The organism is uncultured Demequina sp., assembly GCF_913055775.1.
Lineage (GTDB): Bacteria > Actinomycetota > Actinomycetes > Actinomycetales > Demequinaceae > Demequina.
On record NZ_CAJXJX010000006.1, the window covers coordinates 23,944 to 39,987 of the forward strand.

General features: G+C 69.6%; 19 protein-coding genes. 6 read left to right on the forward strand and 13 right to left on the reverse strand.

The window, feature by feature from the left end:
- Positions 1–288: 288 nt before the first annotated feature.
- Genes QZ483_RS01250 through QZ483_RS01260 form a run of 3 tightly spaced genes read left to right on the forward strand, consistent with a single transcriptional unit; the run spans position 289 to position 2,133 of the window.
- Positions 289–729: a DUF6325 family protein gene (locus QZ483_RS01250; RefSeq protein ID WP_297081166.1), complete on the forward strand. Its 441-nt coding sequence runs from the start codon at positions 289–291 to the stop codon at positions 727–729.
- A gap of 1 nt (position 730) precedes the next feature.
- Positions 731–1,096: an SHOCT domain-containing protein gene (locus QZ483_RS01255; protein ID WP_297081167.1), complete on the forward strand. Its 366-nt coding sequence runs from the start codon at positions 731–733 to the stop codon at positions 1,094–1,096.
- Complete coding sequence (locus tag QZ483_RS01260) at positions 1,093–2,133, forward strand: TIGR00341 family protein (RefSeq protein WP_297081168.1); 1,041 nt, start codon at positions 1,093–1,095, stop codon at positions 2,131–2,133. Before QZ483_RS01255 ends, QZ483_RS01260 begins: the two co-directional genes overlap by 4 nt.
- A 40-nt stretch (positions 2,134–2,173) precedes the next feature.
- On the opposite strand, the gene QZ483_RS01265 is transcribed toward QZ483_RS01260, so the two are convergent.
- The 8 genes from QZ483_RS01265 to QZ483_RS01300 are packed head-to-tail and all read right to left on the reverse strand — an operon-like array spanning position 2,174 to position 11,514.
- On the reverse strand, positions 2,174–4,192 hold the full coding sequence (locus QZ483_RS01265; protein WP_297081169.1) for an ABC transporter ATP-binding protein: 2,019 nt from the start codon (positions 4,190–4,192) through the stop codon (positions 2,174–2,176).
- Entirely contained in the window at positions 4,192–5,922 is a 1,731-nt protein-coding gene (locus tag QZ483_RS01270; protein WP_297081170.1) for an ABC transporter ATP-binding protein, read from the reverse strand. The genes QZ483_RS01265 and QZ483_RS01270 overlap by 1 nt, the downstream gene beginning before the upstream one ends.
- 37 nt (positions 5,923–5,959) lie before the next feature.
- The gene (locus QZ483_RS01275; protein ID WP_297081171.1) at positions 5,960–6,931 is read right to left on the reverse strand and encodes an FUSC family protein; all 972 of its coding nucleotides are present in this window, start codon (positions 6,929–6,931) and stop codon (positions 5,960–5,962) included.
- On the reverse strand, positions 6,928–7,515 hold the full coding sequence (locus tag QZ483_RS01280) for a GNAT family N-acetyltransferase (protein ID WP_297081172.1): 588 nt from the start codon (positions 7,513–7,515) through the stop codon (positions 6,928–6,930). The genes QZ483_RS01275 and QZ483_RS01280 overlap by 4 nt, the downstream gene beginning before the upstream one ends.
- Positions 7,512–8,195 (reverse strand): ThuA domain-containing protein, encoded by a 684-nt coding sequence (locus QZ483_RS01285; RefSeq protein WP_297081173.1) that lies wholly within the window; start codon positions 8,193–8,195, stop codon positions 7,512–7,514. The genes QZ483_RS01280 and QZ483_RS01285 overlap by 4 nt, the downstream gene beginning before the upstream one ends.
- A gap of 42 nt (positions 8,196–8,237) precedes the next feature.
- Complete coding sequence (gene thrB / locus QZ483_RS01290) at positions 8,238–9,164, reverse strand: homoserine kinase (RefSeq protein WP_297081174.1); 927 nt, start codon at positions 9,162–9,164, stop codon at positions 8,238–8,240.
- Between the two features lie 2 nt (positions 9,165–9,166).
- Positions 9,167–10,225 carry a threonine synthase gene (gene thrC, locus QZ483_RS01295; protein WP_297081175.1) on the reverse strand — a complete coding sequence of 353 codons (1,059 nt, stop codon included), beginning with the start codon at positions 10,223–10,225 and terminating at the stop codon, positions 9,167–9,169.
- A complete protein-coding gene (locus QZ483_RS01300; RefSeq protein WP_297081176.1) occupies positions 10,225–11,514 on the reverse strand; it encodes a homoserine dehydrogenase in 1,290 nt (429 codons plus the stop codon). Before QZ483_RS01300 ends, thrC begins: the two co-directional genes overlap by 1 nt.
- 119 nt (positions 11,515–11,633) lie before the next feature.
- Between QZ483_RS01300 and QZ483_RS01305 the strand changes: the two genes are divergently transcribed.
- Positions 11,634–12,482 carry a DUF817 domain-containing protein gene (locus tag QZ483_RS01305; RefSeq protein ID WP_297081177.1) on the forward strand — a complete coding sequence of 283 codons (849 nt, stop codon included), beginning with the start codon at positions 11,634–11,636 and terminating at the stop codon, positions 12,480–12,482.
- Between the two features lie 43 nt (positions 12,483–12,525).
- Here the strand turns inward: QZ483_RS01305 and QZ483_RS01310 are convergent, their stop codons facing one another.
- Positions 12,526–13,281, reverse strand: coding sequence for a hypothetical protein (locus QZ483_RS01310; protein WP_297081178.1), 756 nt, complete (start codon positions 13,279–13,281; stop codon positions 12,526–12,528).
- Positions 13,282–13,417: 136 nt separating this feature from the next.
- On the opposite strand from QZ483_RS01310, the gene QZ483_RS01315 reads away from it, so the two are divergent.
- The gene (locus QZ483_RS01315) at positions 13,418–13,975 is read left to right on the forward strand and encodes a hypothetical protein (RefSeq protein WP_297081179.1); all 558 of its coding nucleotides are present in this window, start codon (positions 13,418–13,420) and stop codon (positions 13,973–13,975) included.
- Between the two features lie 13 nt (positions 13,976–13,988).
- Here QZ483_RS01315 and QZ483_RS01320 read toward each other — a convergent pair whose 3' ends face one another.
- The 4 genes from QZ483_RS01320 to QZ483_RS01335 all read right to left on the reverse strand — a co-directional run bounded on the left by QZ483_RS01320 (position 13,989) and on the right by QZ483_RS01335 (position 15,473).
- Positions 13,989–14,186: a hypothetical protein gene (locus QZ483_RS01320; protein WP_297081180.1), complete on the reverse strand. Its 198-nt coding sequence runs from the start codon at positions 14,184–14,186 to the stop codon at positions 13,989–13,991.
- A 157-nt stretch (positions 14,187–14,343) separates the two neighbouring features.
- Positions 14,344–14,568 (reverse strand): hypothetical protein, encoded by a 225-nt coding sequence (locus tag QZ483_RS01325; RefSeq protein WP_297081181.1) that lies wholly within the window; start codon positions 14,566–14,568, stop codon positions 14,344–14,346.
- Between the two features lie 141 nt (positions 14,569–14,709).
- Positions 14,710–14,976 (reverse strand): hypothetical protein, encoded by a 267-nt coding sequence (locus QZ483_RS01330; RefSeq protein ID WP_297081182.1) that lies wholly within the window; start codon positions 14,974–14,976, stop codon positions 14,710–14,712.
- 134 nt (positions 14,977–15,110) lie between these two features.
- Positions 15,111–15,473: a helix-turn-helix domain-containing protein gene (locus QZ483_RS01335; protein WP_297081183.1), complete on the reverse strand. Its 363-nt coding sequence runs from the start codon at positions 15,471–15,473 to the stop codon at positions 15,111–15,113.
- 91 nt (positions 15,474–15,564) lie between these two features.
- On the opposite strand from QZ483_RS01335, the gene QZ483_RS01340 reads away from it, so the two are divergent.
- Positions 15,565–16,044, forward strand: a 480-nt coding sequence (locus QZ483_RS01340; RefSeq protein WP_297081184.1) for an NAD(P)H-binding protein, incomplete at its 3' end; no start/stop codon positions are given.

Genomic DNA, 16,044 nt, shown 5'->3' on the forward strand with positions numbered 1-16,044 from the left:
GCGTACGCCGTCGTCCGCTGACGCCTGAATGCCGTGGGAATGCCATCCGCCGTGGCTGGTTGCCGACCGGGGGAGACGCCCAACAGGCTACCACCGTGGGGCGACACGCCCAAACAGCGCTGTGGACGGCGCGCCGATGCGGCGGCGGGTTCGCGCGAGCGGTCTCGTTGCGAGGGCCGATGCGTGGGCTGGGTCGCGTTTCCTGTTGCCGTGTGCCCGGCGCGGCAATAGATTCCGAGGAGGCGGTTTCGCCCCCTTTCCAGCACCCCGACGCACGAGGAGCACACCATGACCCTGGGCCCCATTGAGGTGGTGACGATCGGGTTCGAGACCGATCGCTTCCAAGGAGACATCATTCCCGAGCTCGAGCGGCTGGGGGAGGCGGGGACGATCAGCGTCGCCGACGGCGTCTTCGTCCAGCGCGTCTCCGAGGAGGAGACCGCGATCGTCGAGTTCGGCCAGGACGACGCGGACGGCGAGCTCGCCCGCGTGGGCGCTCTCGTGGGAGAGGCCATGGGGCTGATCTCGGACGAGGACGTCGACGCGCTCACCGCCGAGCTTCCCGTCGGCGCCTCGGCCGCGATCCTCGTGTTCGAGCACACCTGGGTCAAGCCGCTGCGCGACGCCATCGCTGCCGCAGGCGGCGAGCTCATCGACTCGATCCGGGTCCCTGGCCCGGTGGTTCAGGAGGTGCTCGACGCCGTCGCAGCACTCGAGGAGGAGGACTGACATGCCCCGCAGGATCGGCCGACCCGGCCTCATCGGAACCATGGCCCGCACGGCCGTCATCTCGGGCACTGCCACCGCGGTGTCAGGTGGAGTCGCCCGCCGCCAGGCAGGACGGGCGCAGTCGCGTCAGCAGCAGCAGTACCTGGAGCAGCAGCAGGCGGCACAGGTGCAGGCGAACGAGGCGCAGCTCGCCTCGATGCAGGCTCAGCTTGCGGCCGCGCAGGCGCAGCCCGCGGTGGTGGAGGCCGCGCCCGGCGGCGGAGACGACATGATGGCGCAGCTGCAGAAGCTCGCCGAGATGAAGAATGCTGGAATCCTGAGCGACTCCGAGTTCGCCGCAGCCAAGGCGAAGCTGCTCTCGTCATGAGCCGGTGGACCTCCCTGGTGCGCGAGACGCGCTGGGGAGCGAAGCTCAACACCGTCGACTACCTGCGCGAGGCGGCCTTCTTCGAGGGCCCGACCGTGCGGTCGCAGCACACCCGTTTCTGGCTGCTGCTGATCCTGTCCTCGGCGATCGCGTCTGCGGGTGTCGTCGCGAACTCGACGGCCACGGTGATCGGCGCCATGATCGTGGCCCCACTGATGCGGCCCATCCAGGGCACCATGATCGCGACGGTGCTGGGCGACCGCCGCAATCTGATCCGGTCGATCCTCATCATGGTGTCGGGCGCCGTGGCGGCGATGGCCGTGGGCTTCCTGATCGGACTGATCGTGATCCAGGAGGTCACCGCGCAGACCAACGACCAGGTGGCGGGGCGCGTCTCCCCCGGCCTGGTCGATCTGTTCGCGGCGTTCGCGGTCGGCGCCGTGGGCTCGATCGCGATCGTGCGCTCCGACATCTCGGACACACTTCCTGGCGTCGCAATCGCGATCTCACTGGTGCCGCCGCTGTGCGTCGCGGGTCTCGCGCTCGAATCGGGCGAACCGGGCCAGGCCTTCGGCGCGGTCCTGCTGTTCGTGACGAACGTCGCCGCCATTCTCGCGACGGGCTCGATCGTCATGGCGATCTACGGATTCTCGCGACTACGGCTGCTCGAGGCGGAGGACAAGGAGGCCGAGCGCCGCCGCCGTGTCAAGGCCTACATCACGACCGCGATCCTGGTCGCACTGGTCGCGGGTCCGCTCACCTACTCGACCGCGCAGGCGATCGAGTCGCGCTCGCGCGAACAGGCGGTGCGCGATTTCGTCGAGGAAGCGACCGAGAATGCGCGCTGGAAGATCATCTCGATCCAGCCGCGCGAGGGCGACCTGATCGTGGTGCAGCTCAAGGGCACGCCGCCCATTCCGGACCTCGAGCCCGTGTGGGCGGAGATGGAGGACGCGGGCCTCGACACGGCGGAGATCGTGGTCGAGTTCGTGCCGACCTATTCGTTCGACGTGAACGGGCCGCGAGACTCAGCGTGAGCGGGTGACCGGCGCCGACCGGTGCCGGGAACGCGCAGCCTCAGGTCTGCGGCGCACCCTCGTGCGGCTCATCCACAATCGGCACCTCGCCGGTGTCGTGGGCGGCGACCACGGGGTCGAGCGCCACGGGCGCGTCCGGCGGCAGTGACAGGGGCGGCTCTGGCGGCACGTGGGGGTCCTGGGGCTCTTCGACCTCGTCGATGGGCGCCGCGAACTGTGCCTCGTACAGGCGCGCGTAGGCGCCCTTCGCCTGCAGCAACTCGGCGTGATTGCCCTGTTCGACGATCGACCCGTTCTCCATCACCAGGATGAGGTCAGCGTCGCGAATGGTCGAGAGGCGGTGCGCGATCACGAACGCGGTGCGGTCCTTGCGCAGCTCGGCCATCGCTCGCTGGACCAGCAGCTCGGTGCGGGTGTCGACGGAACTCGTGGCCTCGTCCAGGATGAGCACCTGCGGCTGTGCCACGAACGCTCGAGCGATGGTGATGAGCTGCCGCTCTCCCGCGGAGATGTTCGTCGCATCGTCGTCGAGAACGGTGTCGTAGCCGTCGGGAAGCGAGTGCACGAACCGATCCACATAGGCGGCCTTCGCCGCATCGAGGATCTGCTCCTCCGTCGCGCTCGTGCGCCCGTAGGCGATGTTGTCGCGGATGGTGCCACCGAAGAGCCACGTGTCCTGGAGCACCATGCCCGTCCGCGAGCGCAGGTCGGCACGCGTCATCGCGGCGATGTCGGTGCCGTCAAGGGTGATGCGCCCGCTGTCGAGCTCGTAGAAGCGCATGATCAGGTTCACGAGCGTGGTCTTGCCCGCACCCGTCGGGCCCACGATCGCGACCGTGCGGCCCGGCCACACCTCGAGGTTCAGGTCCTCGATCAGCGGCTTGTCCTCGACGTAGCGGAAGGGGACGTCCTCGAAGACCAGGCGGCCGTGGTCATCCTCCGGGGTCTGTGCAGGCTCGACATCCGGATCCTGGTCCTCGGCGTCGAGGAGCTCGAAGACTCGCTCCGCGGAGGCGACTCCGGACTGCAGGAGGTTGGCCATGGAGCCCAGCTGGCTGATGGGCTGCTGGAACTGGCGCGAGTACTGGATGAAGGCCTGCACGTCGCCCAGCGTCATGGTGCCGCTGGCGACCCTCAGGCCGCCTACCACGGCGATGACCACGTACACGAGGTTCCCGATGAACATCGCCGACGGCATGATGATCCCGGAGATGAACTGGGCGCCGAAGCTCGCCTCGTAGAGCTCTTCATTCTTCGCCGCGAACTCCTTCGCGGTCTGCTTCTGGCGGCCGAACAGCTTCACGAGCGCGTGGCCGGTGTAGCCCTCCTCGATCTGCGAGTTGAGCTCACCAGTGTGCTTCCACTGCGCGACAAACTTGGGCTGCGACCGCTTGGCGATCTGCGCGACCACCACGGCGGTGAGCGGAATCGAGATGAGCGCCACGAGAGCGAGTTCCCACGAGATCGAGAACATCATGATGAGGATGCCGATCACGGTGAGCACGGACGTGAAGACCTGGCTCAGCGTCTGCTGCAGCGTCTGCGAGATGTTGTCGATGTCGTTGGTCACGCGGCTCAGGAGGTCGCCGCGCTGGTGGGTGTCGAAGTAGCTCAGCGGGAGCCGGTGGACCTTGTCCTCGACACTCTCGCGCAGGCGGAAGATGGTGCGCTGCGTCACGCCGTTGAGGATGAAGCCCTGGGCGAGTCCCAGGATCGCCGAGCCGATGTAGATGATCACGACCCACAGCAGGATCCCGTGAAGCTTCGGGAAGTCGATGCCGCCGGCAAGGAAGCCCTCGAAGATCACGGTGGTCGCGTTGCCGAGGATCTTGGGGCCCACGACGGACAGCGCGACGGAGCCCGCGCCCAGGACCACCACGAGCCAGACCAGCCACTTCTCGGGCCCCAGGAGCTTGACCAGGCGGATGCCACTGGCCTTGAAGTTGTCGGCCTTCTCGGACGGCGCACCCATCCCCGGCCCACCGGGGCCGTGCTGGCGCTGCTGGGGAGGCCGCGGCTGGTCGGCGGTGGTCTCCTCGGTCTCGGTCGCCTCCGTCATCACGCCACCTCCTCAGCCCGGAGCTGGGTACTGATGATCTCCTGATAGGTCTCGGAGGTCTCGAGCAGCTGGGCATGGGTCCCGCGAGCGACGATGCGACCATCCTCCAGCACGAGAATCTGGTCCGCGTCCACAATGCTGGAGACGCGCTGCGCCACCACGATGACCGTCGCGTCCTCGACCTCACGGCCGAGCGCCGCGCGCAGCCGTGCGTCGGTTGCCGTGTCGAGCGCGCTGAAGGAGTCGTCGAAGATCAGCACGTCCGGTCGCCGCACCAGCGCCCGGGCGATCGACAGCCGCTGGCGCTGGCCGCCGGACACGGTCGTGCCACCTTGGGCCACCGGGGTGTCGAGCTGCTCCGGCATCGCACGCACGAAGTCCTCGCCCTGCGCGATGCGCAGGGCAGCCCACAGTTCCTCATCGGTCGCGTCCTCACGCCCGTAGCGGAGGTTCGTGGCGACGGTGCCGGCGAACAGATAGGGCCGCTGCGGAACGACGCCGATGCGCGCCCACAGGGATTCCGGAGCGGCCTCGCGCACCGGGACGCCGCCCACACGGACCTCGCCCTCGGTCGCGTCGTACAGGCGCGGGATCAGGTTCACGAGGGTGGACTTGCCCGCTCCGGTGGAACCGATGATCGCCGTCGTGGTCCCGCGTTGCGCGGTGAAGCTGATGTCCGCGAGCACAGGCTGCTCCGCCCCCGGGTAGGTGAAGGTGACGGAGTCGAACACCACCTCGCCGGTGCCAGGCACCTCAACTGCGGAGGCCTCCCGTCGCACCGTGGACTCGGTCTGGAGAACCTCGCTGATGCGGTCCGCGGACACGGCCGCGCGCGGCACGAGCACGAACAGGAACGTCGCCATCATCACCGAGAAGAGGATCTGGATGAGATAGGACAGGAACGCGGTGAGCGCGCCGACCTGCATCTCGCCGGCATCGATGCGGTACGAGCCGAACCAGATCACCGCGGCGGAGCTGAGGTTCACGATGAGCAGCACCAGTGGGAACATCGCGGCCATGAGCCGACCCGCCTTGAGCGCCGACTCCGTCACCAGCGCGTTCGCGTCCGCGAAGCGCGCGTCCTCCACTCCTTCGCGCACGAACGCGCGCACGACGCGGATGCCGGTCAACTGTTCGCGCAGGACGCGGTTGATGCCGTCGATGCGGACCTGCATGCGCCGGAAGTGCGGCACCATGCGCCACACGATCAGCATCACGATGACGATCAGCACGGGGATCGCGACGGCCATGATCGCCGAGAGCTCGACGTCCTGCTCGAGTGCCAGCACCACGCCGCCGATGAGCGTGAACGGCGTGGTGATGAGGAGCGTGCATGTCATCAGGACCAGCATCTGGACCTGTTGAACGTCGTTGGTGCTCCTGGTGATCAGCGATGGCGCGCCGAACCTCTGCACCTCGGCCTCGGAGAACGTCGCGACCTGACCGAAGATGCCGGCGCGCAGGTCGCGGCCCACGCGCATGGCGATCTTCGCACCGAAATAGACGGCCGTGATGGTGCACACGATTCCCACGAAGGACAGCAGCAGCATCCAGCCGCCCATGCGCCAGATGTAGCCGGTGTCTCCGGTCGCCACACCCTTGTCGATGATGTCCGCGTTCAGCGTCGGCAGGTACAGGTTGACGATCGCCTGAGCCGCCTGGAACACGGTGACGCCCACGAGGAGGCGCCAGTACGGCTTGATCGAACTGACAAGCAGAGACCAGAGCATGGTCCGAATCTACGGGATGCCTCCGACGCGCGACGGCTCAGGCCGCGTCCGCCGCGCGCGCGTGGCCGATGCGCGCCACGCCCAGTCCCAGCGCTACCGCGATCGCCGCACCCACCAGCGTGTAGCCCACACGCTGGAGCGCGACGTCCGCAGCAGCCTCCCCGCCGACAGTCGCCGTCGCGGTCACCGTCGCGACCGCGATGTACGCCACGAACTGTTGGCGACGATGCGCAAGGTTCGACGCGATACCGAGCAAGGCGGCGGCGAGAGCGACGATGACGACCGCGAACGCAGGCAGCACCGTGGCGATGAGGCTGCCCGTCAGAGCCCCGACAACCGTACCCACGACCCTGAAGCGGGCCTCGCGCAGAGTCTCGCGCTGGATCGGCACGAGCACGGTGGCGAGCGCCACCACGACCCACACTCCGTGGGCGAGACCCGCCGCGATCACGACACCGGTCGCGATGGCAGTCGCGGCACTCATCGTGGCAAGGTGCGCCACCATCACCCGGGTGGGCAACGGAGTCGCGCTCGCCTGGCGCATGCCCAGCGCCCTCACGATCGCCGCGAATGCGAGCGCGGCCACCACGGTGCCCATGAGCGCGCGAACTGGTTCGACATCGCCCGCGCCGTCACCCGCGATTGCGACGAGCACCGGCACGACAGCCGTCACAGGCCCGTACCTCAGTGCGAACGGCGCTGTCGCCACCACCGAGATGGCCACGCATGCGGCGATCGCAACAGCGCCGTCGAACGCCACAGCTCCAGCGACACACGCGCCCACAAGTGCCGAGAAGACCCCCAGCTCCCACCAGGACGACGGCTGGACCGCGAGCGCCAGGATCGACACCCCACCGAGAAATGCCCCGACGGCCGCGCCGGCACCGCCCAGCAACCACCCGGCTGCAACGAGCGCTCCGAACACCCCGACGGCGATCGCCGCCACCCGAACTGCGGGGACCGGTGGCCGCCAGGCGCTCAGCCGGCCCGCGTCTGCCGGCGCGCTCATCGTTGACCCAGCCCCCGCACGAAGGTCACCGCGCCGTCAGCACGCGAGAACTCCGCGAACCCCACCCGCGGGTAGAACGCGACCGCACCCGCGTTCGCAGCCGATGCGACGAGGTGGACACCGCGCACCCCGCGCGCGGCGAGCAGCTCGCACGCCGCCTCGATCAGCGCGCGCCCGGCTCCCCTGCCCTGAGCAGCCGGGAGCAGATCGATGTGCAGGTGCGCCGGGTAGTCGCCGACGACCGAACCGAGCATCCGGCCGGGATCTGCCGCATCGGGAAGCAGCCACGAGTCCCCGGGAGTTCGGGGCGAGCGAGGAGGCCGCGCCGGCCACCACTGCGAGCTGAACCACTCCTGGAACGCCCGCGTATCCGAGGTCCCCAGCACGTAGCCGACCACCCCGTCGCCCTCGTCCCACACCAGAGCGAAGCCGCCCGGCCCCTCGAGGTACGGCAGCGCGAAGACGTCCGCGAGCGCCGCATCGTCGCAGAAGGCGCCCGTCGCATCGGCCCCGTTGTCGCCGGTGAGCAGGCACACGCGCGCGATCGCGTCGCGGTCGTCGGGAGCAGCAACCCGGATGCTCATCGCGCCGCCCAGGCGAACGAGCGCTCCATCATCGCCACCACCTCTGGGCGGCGCACCACCTCCAGCGTGTGGCCGAGCGTGGTGGTGAAGATGCGGCCACGCCCCCACTGTCGGGTCCACGCGACGGGCATGGTGAGCGGCCGGGCCCACTCGTCGCCCTCCAGTGGCACCAGCTCCGTCGTCGCGAGCACGTCCAGCCCAGGATCCGTGAGCAGCCAGTACTGCTCGGTGCGCAGAGAGAAGTCGGCGAGCCCCGCGGTGAGGTCGTGCGACCGCCCCTCGGGAGTGAACGTCACCTCGTAGTCGCGATACGCGGGCGAGCCCGCGGGCCCGGTGCCGTCCCCGGGGTGCGCGACGAACAGCGCTCCCAGCAGGTGCGCGTACTGCAGGGAGTCCGCGAACGCGGCCACCAGTCCTGCATGCCAACCCACCAGACCCGTGCCCGAGGCGACGGCGTCGCGCAACCCGTCGACCGCATCGGCGCTAATCTCGCCTGCAGTGATGGACTGCACCACCAGGTCGACGCCAGCCATCACAGTCGCGTCAGCGTAGATCTCCGGCGACTCGTGCACCACGACGGAGAACCCTTGGGCCTCGAGAGCCGGCACGAAGCTATCCGTGGTCCCCACGGGGTCGTGCCCCTCCCAACCTCCGCGCACCACCAGGCAGCGCCGCGTCATCGCGGGCCCCCGGTGCGCGGAGAGGAGGTCACCGGTCGAGCCTCACAACCGCGTCGAGGTCGCGCCGGGAACCCGCTCGACGGTGTGCACGGACCGCCAGGACTCGTCGCCGATGCCCTCAGCCCACGGCAGAGCGCCGGAACCCAGGCCACGCGCAGCGAGGTCCTCGCCCAGCACGAGCACGGATGGCCCGGCGCCGGACACGACGGCCGCGAGACCCTCCGCCCGCAGGTGCCGAATCATCGCGGGCGCCGCAGCCATGACCTCGGCGCGATAGTTCTGGTGCAGGCGGTCCTCGGTGGCCGCGAGCAGATCCTCGGGCCTCCCGGCCAGGGCGTTCACGAGCAGCGCCGCGCGTCCCACGTTGAACGCCGCGTCCTTGTGCGGCACGAGCGAGGGCAGGACGGACCTGGCCTCCTTGGTTGGCAGGACCGAGCCGGGCACCAGCACGGCCGTCTCGATGCGCGGATCGACCTGCAGCGGCACCGCGTGCGCACCGTCTGCGCCGGACCACGCCACAGTCGCTCCGCCGTAGATGGCCGGGGCGGCGTTGTCGGGGTGGCCCTCAAACTCGGTGGCGATCGCGAGGGCGATCTCGGCGGACAGCGCCTCGGGCTCCGCGATCAGCCCGCGAGCGGCGGAGATGCCGGCGACCACGGCAGCCGCGGAGGAGCCCAGCCCGCGTCCGTGCGGGATACGATTCACGGCGCGAATCGACAGCCCCACCTGCGACGCGCCCACGCGGTCCAGCGCGGCGCGCAGCGCACGCACGACCAGGTGCGACTCGTCGCGGGGCAGCACGTCCGCACCCTCACCCTCGATCTCGAGCGTGACGGCGGACGACGCGACCGCCCGCACCTCGACCTCGTCCGCGACGCCCAGCGCCATGCCGAGCGCGTCGAAGCCCGGGCCCAGGTTGCCCGCGGTGGCGGGAACCGTGACCCGGACGGCGTCCGCGGCGAGGCGCACGGCTACAGCCCCAGCGCCTTGGCGGCGGCGGAGACGTCGACCGGGATGACGGTGGGCTCGACGGTGTGACCCGACAGCGCGGTCGCGGTGTCCTTGAGTCCGTTGCCGGTGACGGTGCACGTGATGGTGGCGCCTTCGGGCACCTCGCCCAGGGCCGATGCGGCCAGGAGTCCCGCGATGGGTGCGGCGGAGGCGGGCTCGACGAACACGCCCACGTCCGCGGCGAGGCGCGCCTGGGCGTTCAGGATCTGGGTATCGGACACGGCGCGGATCCAGCCGCCGGACTCGTCGCGCGCGGCGATGGCAAGGTCCCACGAGGCGGGCTTGCCGATGCGGATGGCCGTCGCGACGGTCTCCGGATCCTTGATCGGGTGCCCGGCGACGAAGGGCGCGGCGCCCGCTGCCTGGACTCCCCAGATGCGGGGAGTTCGGGAGGCGACGCCCGCATCGGCAAACTCCTTGAAGCCCATCCAGTACGCGGAGATGTTGCCGGCGTTGCCCACCGGAAGCATGTGGATGTCGGGGGCGTCGCCCAACTGGTCGACGATCTCGAAGGCCGCGGTCTTCTGCCCCTGGAGGCGATACGGGTTCACGGAGTTGACCAGGGCGACCGGGTAGTCCTCGGACAGTTCACGCACGATGTCGAGGCACTCGTCGAAGTTGCCGTCCACCTGGACCAGGCGCGCGCCGTGGACGATCGCCTGCGCCATCTTGCCGGCCGCGATCTTGCCCTGGGGGATCATCACGACGCACTGGAGGCCAGCGTGGGCCGCGTACGCCGCGGCCGATGCGCTGGTATTTCCCGTAGACGCGCACACCACCGTGTGGTCGCCGTCCTTGACGACCTGGGTGATCGCAGAGGTCATGCCACGGTCCTTGAAGGACCCCGTGGGGTTCATCCCCTCGACCTTGACGTAGACGTTCGCGCCCACCTCATCGGAGATGCCGGGCGCGTGCACCAGAGGGGTGCCGCCCTCACCGAGAGACACGATGCGGTCGGACTCCTCGAACGGCAGCCGGTCCAGGTACTCGCGGATGATGCCGCGCCACACGTGCGCCACTACAGCTCTCCTTCAATCCGCAGGACGGACCACACGTCCTTCACGGCATCGGTGTCCCGCAGCTCCTCGACGGTCGCTCGCAGCGCCGCCTCGTACGCCCGGTGGGTCGACAGGATCAGGCCCGCGTGACCCTTGCCGGCCATCTGACGGACGGACTCGATGCCCACACCGTGCGCCGCGAAGATCGACGCGACCGCCGCCAGGGTGCCCGGCCGGTCGGGGACGCTCATGCGCACCGCGTAGCGCGTGAGCGCGGCGTCCATGGGCAGCACCTCGTGGCTCGCGTAGTTGGACTCGAGCGGGCCCTTGCCGCCGTTCGCCTGGTGACGCGCGACCGACACGATGTCGCCGAGGACGGCCGATGCGGTGGGCAGGCCGCCAGCTCCCTGGCCGTAGAACATGAGCTCGCCGGCGGCCTCGGCCTCGACGAAGACCGCGTTGAACGCGCCGCGCACTCCCGCGAGGGGGTGGTCCACCGGGACGAGTGTGGGGTGCACGCGAACGGAGACGCCGGTGTCGGTGCGCTCGGCGACGGCGAGCAGCTTGATGACGCGTCCGGTCTCGGTGGCGGCCTGAATGTCATCAGGCGTGATCGCGGTGATGCCCTCGCAGTAAACGTCGTCGAGACCCACGCGCTGGTGGAAGGCGAGAGATGCGAGGATCGCGGCCTTCGCGGCGGCGTCGTGGCCGCCCACGTCTGCGGTGGGGTCCGCCTCGGCGTAGCCCAGGCGCTGTGCCTCCGCCACGACCTCGTCATACGACAGACCCTTGGAGGTCATCTCGTCGAGCACATAGTTGGTGGTGCCGTTGACGATGCCCAAGATGCGGGTGACCGTGTCGCCCGCGAGGGACTCGCGCACGGGACGCACCAGCGGGATCGCGCCAGCCACGGCGGCCTCGTAGTACAGGTCCGCACCGGCGGCGTCGGCGGCCTCGTACAGCTCCGCGCCGCGCTCCGCGAGCAGCGCCTTGTTGGCGGTGACGACGGCGGCGCCGCGGTTGAGGGCGCGCAGGATGAGGGTGCGGGCGGGCTCGATGCCGCCCATGAGCTCGACCACCACGTCCGCGCCGTCCACGAGCGCATCGGCGTCGGAGGTCAGCGCGCCGACCGGCACCACCGGATCGCGCGGGACGGAGGTGTCGCGCACGTACACGCCGGCGAGCTCGATGCCCGCGCCCACGCGGGCGGCGAGGTCCTCAGCCTGAGTCAGCAGCAGCCGCACGACTTCCGTGCCGACGGTGCCGCACCCGAGCACGGCGATCTTGACGGGGTCAGCAGTGGTGGACACGGCCCTCACTCTATCGGGTGCAGGTGCTCCGGCGGTGCGGCGTCGGTGCGGTGCGGATCGCCGGCCAGCGCGGTGCGCCTGGACCGCCGCCGCCCCCGCGGCGTGCTCCAATCGTGGGCGTGCCACCGAGCCCCCGAACCACCGCAGCCGCGCGCCTGCGCACTGCGGTGCGTCTGCTGCTCACGTTCGCGTGGATCAACCTCACGAGCCTGCTGTTCGCGATCCTGATCTTCGCGGCCATGGCCATCACCGACGTGGTCGAGACCCCCATCGGCCGCTATGACCTGCTGCTGATCGCCGGACTCGCCATCACCGCCGTCCTGTGGGCCACCGGCTACGAGACCACCCGCGAGGTGGGTGTGGTGTTCGCCTTTCACCTCCTCGGCCTGGTCATGGAGCTGTTCAAGGTGCAGCAGGGCTCATGGAGCTATCCGGACGAGGGCTGGTCCGTGGTCGCGGGCGTGCCGCTGTACTCGGGCTTCATGTACGCAGCCGTGGGCTCGTTCATCTGCCAGGCCTGGCGTCGCTTCGACCTGCGCGTCACCGACTACCGGCCCGTCCTCATGACCATCCTCGCCGCCGCGGCGTACCTCAACTTCTTCACCCACCACTGGATCTGGGACCTGCGCTGGGTGATCGCTGTGGCGTTCCTCATCGAGATGCGGCGGACCCTCGTGCACTACACGGTGGCGGAGCGCCGGTTCCGCATGCCCTTGGCTCTGGCGTTCGTCCTGATCGCGTTCTTCCTGTGGATCGCGGAGAACGTGGCAACCTTCCTGGGCGCCTGGCAGTACCCGGATCAGGAGGCGTTCTGGCAGGCGGTCCACGTCGGCAAGCTCGGCTCGTGGGCGCTGCTCGTCACGCTCAGCTTCGCGCTGGTGGCGACCCTCAAGCAGTACGAGGGCTCCCTGTACGGCCACCGGGGCGACAAGCCCAGCGTCACGCGCATCGGCCAACGCAAGACGTGAGCGAGCGCGCGGCGAATGTGCTCAGCCGTTCACCCGCCGCGCTCTAGGTACGGTGTCGCTCGATCTTTCCGCCGCGACGAGGTCGCCTGCCGAAGGTCCACGGGTCGACTTTGTGATCGAGGTAGGCGTCGTGGCGCACGTCGTGAACCTCGCGATGGGAGGGCAGCCAATCGGCCCAGCCGATGCGGTCCTCCGCACCGAGTGCCGCTGCTGCGCGGTTCACCATGCGGTGGGGAGCCACCAGCAGTCCGGCCAGAACTTGGCTACCTCGCTCGTCGAGAAGTACCGACGCCCCTCCAATCTTGAGTCGCATCGCCGCACCGTTCTCCTCCCAAGCGCTCGCGACCGCGAGCGCTGCAGGATCTGCGTCCGAGATGTCTGAGAATCCCGGTGCACCGGATCGGATCCATCCGAGGACACGCTGTTCGGTGAAGATCCGCAGGACACGTCGGGCGCGCCGCGGGCCCGCCGCCACAAGGCCGGTGACGATGTCGGTGCCCCGTGCATCAAGCATGACCGCGCGGGAATCGCAGGTGACTACAGCCCGGTCAGACGGGACCCGGGAGTGCATGCAGAAGTCGATGGCGTCTTCGATGTCAGCGGCGAGGGACCCCACGGGCGGCGGCACGGCCTCACTGACCGCAACGAACTCTTCTCCATCGAGCCCGATGAACCATGACCGAAGTCCTCGGGCAAGACGTCCTCGCGGGTTCCGCACCAAGTAGGTGGTCCAGAGCACGATGACGACGACACCGAACACCATGCTGAGCACCCACCACAGTTGGTAGTCAAGCCCCATGAGTTCCCTTCCCTGGTGCGGAACAGCATGCCACGACCGCAGCTTCCCTCGGGGGCGACGCCACGCCGGGGCACCACGCACGCCTTGAGGAACGGGCACACGCGCACCGTACGAGACTCAACTAGGCTCGCGTGCCATGAGCCCCTCTCCCGCGCGCGTCACGATGGTCTGCACCGGCAACATCTGCCGCTCGCCCGCGATGCACTACCTCGCGCAGCGCGAGTGGGGCGACGCCGCCGAGGTGACCAGCGCCGGCATCTACGCGGAGATCGGCATGGACGCCACCCACGAGATGCGCCGCTCAGCGCAGCGGTATGGCCTCACGATCCCGCGCCACCGGCCCACGCAGCTCGACCGAGCGATCCTGTCGCGTGCCGACCTGGTGCTCGTGGCGACGCAGCAGCACGCGCGCTGGATCGAGCAGGAGTGGGGCGGCGTGGCCGAGCACGCGTTCGGCATCAAGGAGGCGGCGGAGCTGGCACAGCGGGCCGATGCGCCGGCTGGCTCGACCGCCCACGAGCGGCTGGCGAACGCCGCCGCCGCGCTGCACGCGGCTCGGCTCGAGGACCCGGCTCCCCTGCGGAGTCTCGACGACCCTTGGGCACGCGACGAGGCGACCTACGATCGCGTGATGGGCGAGATCGTCGACGACCTCTCCGTGCTCACCGGATGGGCGGGGCTGTCGGACCGATAGCGTCGCCCGCCCGCTAGATCGGTCCGCCGTTGCCGCCCAGGTTCGTGCGGAGGCTGTCGTTGACCATGAGGCGCGTCGTTCGCTTCCAGCGGCCGGTCGCGGTGTCCGCGTCCTCGTCGGCGGGGGCCTCCGCGACCCCGTCCTCAGGGACCGACTTCAGGCGGAAGTCCTCCGCGATCTCGGCGAGATCCGGCTTCTTCGACTCAGACATGACGCCTCCTCGGTGAGCTGCTGGAACTCAGCGTGCCACGCGAACCGGGCAGCCGCATCGTCGCTCAGGACGATCCAGTCCATGCGGATGCAGACAGAAGGATGACGACGGCCCGGGCGCTGAGGGGGGGTTGCCCGGGCCGCCGCCATCATGCGGCCTACAAGCCTGCGACGCGGGGCTGGCCACCCCCGACGAGGTCGGGTCCGGTGTCGCCCTCGCTGCGCGGCGAGGCCTCGGTCCCCTCACCGTCCTGACGGCTGGAGTCGCCGTCGGACTCGGGGATGGCATCGAAGGCCGTGTGGCCCTTCTCCTCGCGCTCGCGCTGAATCTCGTCCGCGAGCTGCTGGAGCGCCTCGGTGCCTTCATGGGTGAACGTGGACATGTCCTCTCCCTTCGTCCACCGGGGGCGCCGTGCCCGGCGCCCGGGGGAGCAACTCCGGGGTGGGGCCGCTCACTCCGGTGAACGTCTGGGCTCTCTCAGATGATTCACAGGTGCGGACGATGTCCCGGGCCGAGCAACCTGTCAGGGCTTCAACGTCCCGTCGCGGTTGCCGAGCTTGCCGTAGGCGCCGTTGGGGACCTCGCCGTCGGCCCCGGTGAGTGGACCCACGGTGTCATTCTCGGCGTGATCCTCGCGGGTCTCGGCGTCGTCCTCCGGCGTGTCGTCGTCGGGCAGGCTTGCCTTGCGGCCGCCCTTCTCACGTTCGGCTTCGACATCCTCGGCAATCGCCTGCAGGGCCTCCGTGCCCTCGTGGATCTCCTCGGAGTTCTGGTCGGTGGGGTTCGGCATGGCACTCTCCCTCCGTAGGGTCGGGCGGCGATCTACCGCCTCACCTAGGGGAACGAGCGCAGCCGCCGCGACCTTCCTCTTCGGGCCCGATGGGCAGATGCGCAGGGAGGATGCGCGGCGGTGCGCCTGCCGCTCTACAGGGAACCGTCGTCAACCGCGCCCTCGAGCAGGTCCGCGAGCCCCCGCAGGTGGCGCGCAACCTCCGCGCCAAGCGTCGTGAGCTCGTAGTCCACTCTCGGCGGAGCGACGGCGTGAACCGTGCGCGTCACCATGGCGTCCGCCTCGAGCGCGCGGAGCGTCTGCGACAGCATCTTCTCGCTGACGCCGTCCACGTGGCGGCGCAACTCGCCGAACCGGTGAGGCCCCTCGGCCAGCGCGATCAGGATGAGCGACGACCATTTGGCGGTGACGTCCTCGAAGGCCGCTCGGGACCGGCACGCGCGCGCGAACACGTTCGCGGTCAGCGCGAGCGTGGAGTCGGTCTCAGTTTCAGGCATGCGCACATTTTACCTCCGATGCTGTGGAATACACAGCACTAACTTTGGGTTAGTGTGTCGTCAGGCCACTTCTTTGTGAAAGGAAACACCCATGACCACCTATGCCGTGACCGGAGCCAGCGGACAGCTGGGCCGAAAGATCGTCCACGCACTGCTGGACCTGCACCTCTCCCCGTTCGACGTGATCGCGCTCGCCCGCGACACCGACAAGGTCGAGGACCTCGCCGCGCTCGGAGTACGCGTGCGCGCGGCCGACTACGACGCGCCCGAGACGCTGAGCTCGGCCCTCGAGGGCGTGGACCGCCTGGTGCTCGTGTCCGGCTCCGAGGTGGGCAAGCGCGCGCAGCAGCACGCGGCGGTGCTGGCCGCGGCGGAGGCCGCCGGCGTACAGCGCATCGCGTACACGTCGCTGCTCAAGGCGGACACCACGACGCTCGGCCTCGCACCCGAGCACGTGGCGACCGAGAAGGCCCTCGCGGCGTCCCCGATCGAGACCACGTTCCTGCGCAACTCCTGGTACACCGAGAACTACACCGCGCAGATCCAGGGCTACGTCGAGCGCGGCGCCATC